The organism is Zhongshania sp. (genome assembly GCF_041623545.1).
GTDB lineage: Bacteria > Pseudomonadota > Gammaproteobacteria > Pseudomonadales > Spongiibacteraceae > Spongiibacter.
Genome location: NZ_JBFJWS010000009.1, coordinates 38,850 through 48,397, shown reverse-complemented (window position 1 = coordinate 48,397; position 9,548 = coordinate 38,850). Strand labels below are relative to the sequence as shown.

Here is a 9,548-nt window from a genome sequence, read left to right as displayed (position 1 = left end):
TGCGCGCACCAATGACTAAGCTCATCTGCGGCTCGCTCATAACCGCTTTGTGCAGTGGCAAGTCTAGTCGTAACAATGCCGCAATTGGCACGCCCTGATTTTCTGCACTGATCAAGCCACTACTGAGCGCTAAATGATCCTCATCAAAGGCCCAGTTCAGCTCGGCCTTTATATTCTGCAAATCAAAGGCATTCTCGTACAAGTTAGGAAAAGCCAGCATTAGGCGTTCTGAGTCCAATAACAACAAGCCGCGTCGCGGCGCAATTTCCAAATAGCCCGATATGCCCTCCGCACCCGGCGCGCCCTGCCACGATTCGAGGCTTAATGCATCGGCTTCAGCTCGAAAATTAAATCCCTCAAAGCCAGCCGCTGAACGGTACAAATCAAACACGATATTGCGCAAGCGGCCCTTAGGCTTTAGCTCATCAAGTGTCGCCTGTAGCGCAGGACTGAGCGCCTCACTTTCAATGAGCAATGTATTAGCAACGTCTAGATCGAGTTCTGGCAAACTAAATTGCCACAGTGCGGCCTCGGGTCGCCGCACCGACACCCCAGCAAGATCTAGCGCCAAGTTTCGCCAGCGGGCATCAAACTCAGTGAAACCGATTTGCCAATTACCGTCGCGATGACTACCGGTAAATCGCATATTCACATCACTCAGTACCGCCGTCTGAGAATCCCACAACACACCTAAAGACAGCGCGGGTGCCTTTAGTACACCGCTAATATTAATGCGCTGCTCTCGACGCCAACTCAACCACACCTCACCACTAAGTTCGCTATTAATAAGCGGCGCGCTATCTTTAAATAGGGGCGCTAAGGCGTTTAAACGGCTATCTTCAATAGCCAAATACGCATTCGCGCTAAAGCGCTCAGCATTGCGAGGATCACCATAAGTCTCGAGTAATAATTGAATGTCGCCGTCACTGTCCGTGTTTAATTTGGCGTAGGCTCGGCGAAATTTGTCGTCGCTACGCAGGAAAAAATCACGTGTGCTGATCTGGGTTTGGTCACCATTAGCGTAATGTAATTTTACTGAAAACAATGCCAATGACGCATTGCGAACACCCAAAACCGAATCAATGAGGGTATCTGGATTACCTCCACCGGCAGTATTTAAATCGGGAATATGCCAATGACCAGCGCTGTCCTGCTGCAAATCTAAATCGAGTTTTGCCACCTTGATCTGGCGGATTTTAGGAGTACCGGAAAAGAGTGAGGCGAGCAAATCGATTTCAATACGGCCGCGATCAAAGCGCAGTGCGCCACTTTCACCAAGCTGAAAATCCCGCAGCTCGATAACGGGCGACAAGCCAGACCAGCTGCCCTGCATCGCACTGGCTCGCAGAGGTATGCCCGAGAAGGCTTCTGCATACTGAAATATTTCGTCCTGATAACGTTCGACTAAACCAATGTATTGCCTGCCAAGGCTGGCGTAGAGCGCCAGTAACACCAACACCAGCAGCGCCGCCCCCCAAGCCAAGGCGTACAATTGTCGAAATATGCGTCCCAACATCACTCTTCACCCACGATATTGGCCACACTTGTACGTGCAGGTCCCCAGCATCACAAAAGCACCACATCATATTGCTCTTGGGTGTAAACCGCCTCCACCTGAAAGCGAATACTGGCGCCGATAAACTCTTCTAGGTCCGCAACGCTGGACGACTCTTCATCGAGCAAGCGATCTACCACTTCTTGGGATGCCAACACCAGCAACCGTTTGCTCTCGTAGGCTCGGGCCTCGCGCAGTATTTCTCTAAACACTTCGTAGCACACAGTCTCAGGAGATTTCATTGAGCCACGACCATGGCAGTAGCGGCAACTCTCACAAAGCACATGTTCCAAACTCTCTCTGGTGCGCTTGCGGGTCATTTCGACCAAGCCTAATTCTGACACCCCTGTGATGGAGGTCTTAGCGTAATCCTTTTCCATGGCCTTTTCTAAGGCCCGCAAAACTTGGCGGCGATGCTCTGGGTCCTTCATATCGATAAAATCAATAATGATAATGCCACCGAGGTTACGCAAGCGCAGCTGCCTAGCCAAGGCCGCCGCTGCTTCAAGATTAGTTTTATAAATTGTCTCTTCAAGATTGCGGTGGCCAACAAAGGCACCAGTATTAATATCGATGGTGCTCATGGCCTCAGTCTGATCAATAATCAGATAACCACCTGACTTCAACTCTACCTTGCGACCAAGGGCCTTCTGAATTTCGTCTTCAACCCCATAAAGGTCAAAAATCGGCCGTTCACCGGGATAATATTCGAGTTGCGAGGCAATTTCTGGCAGGTAGTCCTCGGCAAACTGCGCCACCCGCTGAAAGCTTTCCTTGGAATCGATACGAATCTTTTCTAGACCGGGGCGCACCAAATCACGCATGGTCCGCATAAACAGTGGCAAGTCTTCGTATATCACACTCGGTGCCACATCCCGCTTCATGCGCCGCTCAACCGCCACCCATAGGCGTTTTAAAAACTGGACATCGGCGAGCATCTCCTCTTCGCCAGCGCCCTCTGCGGCAGTACGCAGAATATAGCCGTCGCGCAACTCGCCACTGTCCTCTAGGGCAGCAGACTCGAGTAATTGCCGCAGGCGTTGACGCTCCTCTTCATCGTCAATGCGGTGCGACACACCGATATGCGCAGCACCCGGCATATACACCAAATAGCGCGACGACACCGATAACCGCGTTGTTAAGCGGGCGCCCTTGGTACCCATCGGGTCTTTGCTCACCTGTACCGTGAGTAATTGACCCTCGCGAATCTTTGTGCGGATATCCGCGTGCTCACCGTCCGCATTATCCAAACAGGCAATGTCTGAGGCGTGAATAAACCCTGTGCGCTCCAAGCCAATATCCACAAAGGCAGCCTGCATACCGGGTAATACCCGAACCACCTTGCCCTGATAAATATTTCCCGCGATGCCCCGAGAGCGACTGCGTTCAATATATACTTCCTGTAATACGCCATTTTCGACCACCGCAACCCGGGTCTCGACCGGCGTAACATTGATCAGAATTTCTTCGCTCATGGTCTTACTCTTACCCGATTCCAGCTTCGCTCAGCAAAGCCGCTGTTTCATGCAAAGGAAGCCCCACCACCCCGGAATAACTACCGGAGATATGCTCTACAAATTGCCCGGCAAAGCCCTGAATACCATAGGCACCGGCCTTATCATCCGCCTCGCCAGTATCGACATAAGCGTAAATCTGCGCTGGGCTCAAGTTCGCGAAAACAACCTCAGTCACAGACAAGCGCTGCCGTAATTGACCGCCCACGTATAATGCTACTGCCGTCATGACCTGATGACCGCGACCGCTTAATCGCGTTAGCATTGCCACGGCGTGCGCTCGATTATCTGGCTTGCCTAAAATTTCGCCATCGACAATCACCGAGGTGTCAGCGGCCAGCACTGGTAAGCTAGCTGCGCGACTGACAACGGCCATCGCCTTCTCAGCAGCCATACGCTGCACATAGTCCACGGCATCTTCAGCAAAAAAAGGAGTTTCATCAATGTCAGCGGCAATGACCTGAAATTGGATGCCAATTTGCTGCAGCAACTCCCGCCGCCGCGGCGACTGCGATGCTAAGACCACTATTTCAGACATTTCAGTAGACCGCAAACATGCGCTGAAACCAAGCGATCGTCGGCCGCAGGAATAACCACAGAATTCCCGTTGTCACTATGGGGATAAACACCAGCCAATGAGTCTGGGCCACGCCATTAATATTTTGCGCCCACTGGTCGACCAGTATATGGAACAATTCCAACAAAGAAATAAACGCAGCCTGCTTGCGCAAACTAAACATGCGCAAACGCTGGTAGGAGACTTGGATCATGTAGGCAATCACTGCCAGTGCAAAGGCATTCTGCCCAAGTACCACGCCCTGCAAAATATCAAGGGTAATGCCACACAACCAGCTAACGAACACCCCAACCCGCTCTGGCAGCGCCAATAGCCAGTACACCAAGGTCAGCAGGACAAAATCCGGACGGGCCCAGGCCCAATCACCACTTAAAGGGGAAATACTCAGCAGCAGCGCTGCCACTAAACTTACTACGACAAACCACAGTCCGTGCGCATGCGATTCCACGCGCTACTCCTCCGACTTCTGCTCACTGAACACCAGCAAGACGTTGCGGCTGCGATCGAGCTGCGCCATTGGCCTAGCCCGCACTTCGGCAAAAGGTTGACCCGGATCAATCGACACGTCAGTGACCTCACCGACCGGATACCCACCGGGAAAGCGACCGCCCAAACCGGAGCTAACCAATAAATCACCAACTTGGATATCGGTTGTGGCCGCCACATGGGTCAAGGTCAATTCATCAATCAGCCCAGTCCCCTCGGCTATCGCCCGGAGACCGTTGCGACTAACGCGCACGGGCAGAGCGTGAGCGCTATCTGTAATTAACAAAACCCGGCTCTGCAAAATGCCCACTTCAATAATTTGACCGAGCAAGCCTGTTGCATCAATCACTGGCTGACCGACAAAAGCACCATCGCGACTGCCTTTATCGACCACTAACTGATGTCTATTGGGGTCTGAAGCAACCGCAACCACTTCAGCAACGACGACGGTATCATTGAGTCGCTCAGCCGAGTTCATTAACTCGCGCAACCGCACATTCTCAGCCCGCAGTTCAATGTATTTTTGGAGTTTGGCGTTAAGGATTAAGGACTCGGCGCGCAATCGTTCGTTGTCTGCCATCAGTTCGCGACGCGAACTCAGCGTGTCATTGAACTCGCTCACCATACGACTTGGGACATCGACTACCCAGTAAAACGGCGCCGCCACGAGAGACAATTGGGTGCGAACTGGGGCCATAAAATCCAGTCGCTGACCGAGCAAGATGAGTGCGAGCGCCAAACCGCCAAACAGCAGTAGGCGCCCACCAACCGAGGACTCATTCGAGAATACCGGTTTAATTGCTGCGTCCTCCCTCTACAGGGCGAATCATTATTACTCTGCAGACAAGATGTCGAGGTGATGCCGATCCATCATTTCCAGCGCCTTGCCACCACCGCGGGCCACACAGGTCAGCGGATCTTCGGCGATAATAACAGGAAGTGCACTTTCATCGGCGATCAATTGATCGATACCCCGCAACAACGCGCCGCCACCGGTCAATACAATACCCGTTTCGGCAATATCCGCTGCCAATTCTGGCGGTGACTGCTCCAGCGCGCGCTTAACGCCCTGAATAATCACTTGCAAAGGCTCCTGCAGAGCTTCAAGAATTTCATCGCTATTCAAGGTGAAGCGACGAGGGATACCCTCGGCCAAATTCCGGCCGCGCACATCAATTTCACGCAATTCGCTGCCTGGGTAGGCGCAGCCAATTTCCTGTTTAATTCGCTCTGCAGTTGCATCGCCAATCAAGCTACCGTAGGTGCGGCGCACATGGGTGACAATGGCCTCGTCGAAGCGGTCACCACCAACGCGCACGGAATCGGAATACACGACACCGTTCAAAGAAATAATTGCAATTTCGGTGGTACCACCACCAATATCCACCACCATCGAACCTGAGGCTTCGCCAACCCGCAGGCCAGCACCTATCGCAGCCGCCATTGGCTCTTCAATCAAGCGCACTTCACGGGCACCGGCGCTGAGTACCGACTCGCGAATCGCGCGGCGCTCAACTTGGGTGCTTTTGCAGGGTACGCTAACCAATACCCGAGGGCTGGGACGAATAAAGCTGTTTTGGTGAACCAATTTAATAAAATGCTGCAGCATTTTTTCGGTCACTTGAAAGTCGGCAATAACACCGTCTTTTAATGGCCGAATGGCGGTGATATTTCCGGGCGTCCGTCCCAACATGCGCTTGGCTTCCATACCAACCGCCTCAATGGTTTTCTGACCATTGTGCACGCGAATAGCTACTACCGAGGGTTCATCGAGAACGATGCCCTGACCTCGAACATAAATAAGCGTATTTGCTGTTCCAAGATCGATAGATAAATCGTTGGAGAACATGCCACGAATTCGTTTAAACATTAGTATTTAACACCGTCTACGGCTCGTATTTTTAGAGTAGAGCCAGGCTATAGAGACTCGAAGAGATTGCCACCCGACAATTTTCGCATGCCCCTGAATTGAAAACTTTGCCACTCTATCAATGGCAGGGATTTAGGGCAAGGCGCAAATATGATAAGTTTACGGGTTTACTGCTGTCTGCAAAGCAATCTCGGTGCCACGCCCAAGTTAAACACCGAAAAAAGCCCGCGCCAGCCTCTTACAGATTAATTCAGGTGATCCATGAGTTTAGACCAGAACGAAATTAGCAAACTGGCCAGACTGGCGCGCATCAGCGTTGCCGACAGCGAAACTGAAGAACTCAGCCAGCGCATTGGCGACATTTTAAATATGGTCGATGTCATGCAGGCAGTGGATACGAAAAATGTCGTCGCCATGGCCAACCCCCACGATGCCGTTCAGCGCTTGCGCGCCGATATTGTCACCGAAGACGATCAGCGTGAACACTTTCAAGCCATTGCCCCGAAAACTGAAGATGGCCTGTACTTAGTGCCCCAAGTCATTGAGTGACCACAAAGGCCCCTCGCCGCTCGTTCATTAGCGCCTAAACATTATCATATTGCCAAGAGCCATTTATTTATGCCCAATCATACGGTTGCCGACATCCTTCGCGGACTGGAGGCCAAAACCTTCTCCAGCGCAGAAATCACCCAGCAGTATTTAGACGCCATCGTCGCGCACGACCCGCGCTATAACAGCTATATCACCGTAACCGCTGATGCCGCACTTACTCAGGCGCGCAATGCTGACCAAGCCCGCCAAAATGGCACTGGCGGGCTGTTATGCGGTGTACCCATTGCCCACAAAGACATTTTCTGCACCGAAGGCGTGCGTACCAGCTGCGCTTCAAAAATGCTCGACAACTTTATTGCCCCCTACAATGCTACCGTGGTCAGCAATATGGCACAGGCCGGTGCCGTGACCCTGGGTAAAACCAATATGGACGAGTTCGCCATGGGCTCGTCCAATGAAACCAGCTTTTACGGCGCGGTGCGCAACCCTTGGAATACCGACTGCGTTCCCGGTGGCTCCTCTGGCGGCTCAGCCGCGGCCATTGCCGCTGGTCTCGCTCCGGCAGCCACCGGCACCGACACCGGCGGCTCAATACGCCAACCCGCCGCACTGTGTGGCCTGACCGGCCTCAAGCCAAGCTATGGCCGCGTATCTCGCTACGGCATGATCGCCTTCGCCTCGAGCCTCGACCAAGCTGGCCCAATGGCCAAAACCGCCGAAGACAATGCCCTACTCCTGCAGGCCATGGCAGGATTTGATCCCCTCGACAGCACCAGCATGCAGCAAGCTGTACCTGATTTTGTCGGCGGCCTAAACAAAGACCTGAAAGGCTTAAAAATTGGCGTACCTAAAGAGTATTTCAGCGAGGGCCTAGACCCCGCGATTGGCGCGGCGGTTGAATCAGCACTGGACGAATACCGCAAACTCGGCGCTGAAATCAAGACCATTAGCCTGCCGCACACTCACTTGGCGGTACCTTGCTACTATATTATCGCTCCGGCGGAAGCCTCGGCGAATTTATCCCGCTTTGATGGCGTACGCTACGGCTATCGCTGCGAAAACCCCAGAGACCTTGACGATCTCTACACCCGCACCCGTGCTGAAGGCTTTGGCGCAGAGGTTAAGCGTCGCATTTTGATCGGCACCTACGCGTTGTCGTCTGGCTTCTACGATGCCTACTATCGCAAAGCCCAGCAAATTCGCCGCTTAATTAAGCAAGATTTCGATGAGGCATTTAAGGAAGTCGACATGATCGCTGGGCCCACCACCCCAAACCCCGCCTTTGCACTGGGCGAGAAAGTCAGCGACCCACTGACGATGTATCTTGAAGACATTTACACCATCGCCGTGAATTTGGCTGGCCTACCCGCCATCTCGCTACCGGTGGGCTTCACCCAAGGCAAACCCATTGGCCTGCAATTGATTGGCCGCGACTTTGACGAGGCGAGTTTACTCGCCGCCGCCCATCAATATCAGCAGCGCAGCGACTGGCACAGCCACGTTGCGCCCGGCAGCGTATAAGGAAAGCATTATGGAATGGGAAGTAGTTATTGGCCTGGAAGTCCACGTCCAGCTCAACACCAAATCAAAGATTTTTTCTGGCTCCAGCACAGCCTTTGGCTCTGCACCTAATACTCAGGCCAGCGCCGTAGATCTGGCCCTACCCGGCACCCTCCCGGTGCTCAATGAACAGGCATTAAAAAAAGCGATTTTGTTCGGCCTCGCCATTAATGCAGACATCTGCATGGCCTCAGTATTCGACCGCAAAAATTATTTTTACCCCGATTTACCTAAGGGCTACCAGACCACGCAAATGGATTTTCCCATTGTTGGCCCGGGCATTGTCACCATTAATCTAGCGGACGGCAGTAGCCGCGATATTCGCGTGCACCACGCTCACTTAGAAGAAGACGCTGGCAAGTCGCTGCACGAAGATTATCACGGCATGACCGGCATCGATCTCAATCGCGCGGGCACACCCTTGATTGAAATTGTGTCTGAACCGGATATGCGCAGTGCCGAAGAGGCCGTGGCTTATTTGCGCAAGATCCACTCTATAGTGACTTATCTGGATATTTCCGACGGCGACCTATCTCAGGGCTCCTTGCGCTGCGACGCCAACGTCTCGGTGCGACCCAAAGGCCAAGCCGAATACGGCACCCGCGCCGAGATCAAAAACATCAACTCTTTCCGCTTTGTTGAACGCGCCATTAAAGTTGAAGTACAACGACAAATTGAGCTCATTGAAGACGGCGGCAAAGTTAAGCAGGAAACCCGACTCTACGACAGCGACAAAAATGAAACCCGCGCCATGCGCAGCAAAGAAGAAGCCAATGACTACCGCTACTTCCCGTGCCCTGATTTGCTGCCCGTGGTTATTGAGCAGGACTTAATTGACCAGCTCAAGACCACCATGCCGGAATTACCCGATGCCAAGCGCCAGCGCTTTGAAGCCTCCTACGGCTTGTCAAGCTACGATGCCGCGCTACTCACCACCGAGCGCGCCATTGCCGATTATTTTGAGGCCACCGCCGACGTCACAGGTGACGCCAAGCTCGCCGCTAACTGGGTGAACGGCGAACTCTCCGCCGCGTTGAATCGCGACAACCTCAGTATCGCCGATAGCCCGGTTAGCGCGAGCCAGCTTGGCGGCTTAATACAGCGCATTATCGACAATAGCATCTCAGGTAAAATCGCCAAGCAGGTGTTTGAAGCACTGTGGAATGGTGAGGGCGACAGCGCCGATGCCATTATCGACAGCAAGGGCTTAAAGCAGGTTTCCGACACTGGCGCCCTCGGCGCGATGGTCGACGAGGTCTTGGCCGCCAACCCTGAGCAGGTTGAACAGTTCCGTGGCGCCGACGAAGGCAAACGCAAGAAAATGCTAGGCTTCTTTGTTGGTCAAATTATGAAAGCGTCCAAGGGCCAGGCCAACCCCGGCGTCATCAATAAACTTTTAAACGAAAAGCTGGGCAGCTAAACCCCGCCCCTACA

9 protein-coding genes are annotated in these 9,548 nt (G+C 53.1%); 3 read left to right on the top strand and 6 right to left on the bottom strand.

The window, feature by feature from the left end:
- The 6 genes from ABYT30_RS02765 to ABYT30_RS02740 form a co-directional block, all read right to left on the bottom strand.
- Window positions 1-1,516: hypothetical protein (locus ABYT30_RS02765; RefSeq protein WP_373095184.1), on the bottom strand; the 1,516-nt coding region annotated here is incomplete at its 3' end.
- A 50-nt stretch (window positions 1,517-1,566) separates the two neighbouring features.
- Entirely contained in the window at window positions 1,567-3,030 is a 1,464-nt protein-coding gene (gene rng / locus ABYT30_RS02760) for a ribonuclease G (protein ID WP_373081982.1), read from the bottom strand.
- A 10-nt stretch (window positions 3,031-3,040) separates the two neighbouring features.
- Window positions 3,041-3,607, bottom strand: a complete 567-nt coding sequence (locus ABYT30_RS02755) for a nucleoside triphosphate pyrophosphatase (RefSeq protein ID WP_373081985.1) — start codon at window positions 3,605-3,607, stop codon at window positions 3,041-3,043.
- Between the two features lies 1 nt (window position 3,608).
- Window positions 3,609-4,094, bottom strand: coding sequence for a rod shape-determining protein MreD (gene mreD, locus ABYT30_RS02750; RefSeq protein ID WP_373081988.1), 486 nt, complete (start codon window positions 4,092-4,094; stop codon window positions 3,609-3,611).
- A 3-nt stretch (window positions 4,095-4,097) separates the two neighbouring features.
- Entirely contained in the window at window positions 4,098-4,883 is a 786-nt protein-coding gene (gene mreC / locus ABYT30_RS02745) for a rod shape-determining protein MreC (RefSeq protein WP_373095186.1), read from the bottom strand.
- Between the two features lie 81 nt (window positions 4,884-4,964).
- On the bottom strand, window positions 4,965-6,002 hold the full coding sequence (locus ABYT30_RS02740) for a rod shape-determining protein (protein WP_008251661.1): 1,038 nt from the start codon (window positions 6,000-6,002) through the stop codon (window positions 4,965-4,967).
- A 261-nt stretch (window positions 6,003-6,263) separates the two neighbouring features.
- Here ABYT30_RS02740 and gatC point away from each other — a divergent pair, with 261 nt between their 5' ends.
- From gatC to gatB, 3 genes are all read left to right on the top strand, one after another.
- Window positions 6,264-6,551 (top strand): Asp-tRNA(Asn)/Glu-tRNA(Gln) amidotransferase subunit GatC, encoded by a 288-nt coding sequence (gene gatC, locus ABYT30_RS02735; RefSeq protein WP_373081992.1) that lies wholly within the window; start codon window positions 6,264-6,266, stop codon window positions 6,549-6,551.
- Window positions 6,552-6,620: 69 nt separating this feature from the next.
- Window positions 6,621-8,075 carry an Asp-tRNA(Asn)/Glu-tRNA(Gln) amidotransferase subunit GatA gene (gene gatA / locus ABYT30_RS02730; RefSeq protein WP_373095182.1) on the top strand — a complete coding sequence of 485 codons (1,455 nt, stop codon included), beginning with the start codon at window positions 6,621-6,623 and terminating at the stop codon, window positions 8,073-8,075.
- 10 nt (window positions 8,076-8,085) lie between these two features.
- Window positions 8,086-9,534 carry an Asp-tRNA(Asn)/Glu-tRNA(Gln) amidotransferase subunit GatB gene (gene gatB, locus ABYT30_RS02725; RefSeq protein ID WP_373095180.1) on the top strand — a complete coding sequence of 483 codons (1,449 nt, stop codon included), beginning with the start codon at window positions 8,086-8,088 and terminating at the stop codon, window positions 9,532-9,534.
- Window positions 9,535-9,548: the final 14 nt, after the last annotated feature.

Excerpts from the sequence above, each read along its gene's own strand:
- rng (WP_373081982.1), bottom strand. The coding sequence starts at position 3,030 with ATGAGCGAAGAAATTCTGATCAATGTTACGCCGGTCGAGACCCGGGTT.
- ABYT30_RS02755 (WP_373081985.1), bottom strand. The coding sequence starts at position 3,607 with ATGTCTGAAATAGTGGTCTTAGCATCGCAGTCGCCGCGGCGGCGGGAG.
- ABYT30_RS02740 (WP_008251661.1), bottom strand. The coding sequence starts at position 6,002 with ATGTTTAAACGAATTCGTGGCATGTTCTCCAACGATTTATCTATCGAT.
- gatC (WP_373081992.1), top strand. The coding sequence starts at position 6,264 with ATGAGTTTAGACCAGAACGAAATTAGCAAACTGGCCAGACTGGCGCGC.
- gatA (WP_373095182.1), top strand. The coding sequence starts at position 6,621 with ATGCCCAATCATACGGTTGCCGACATCCTTCGCGGACTGGAGGCCAAA.
- gatB (WP_373095180.1), top strand. The coding sequence starts at position 8,086 with ATGGAATGGGAAGTAGTTATTGGCCTGGAAGTCCACGTCCAGCTCAAC.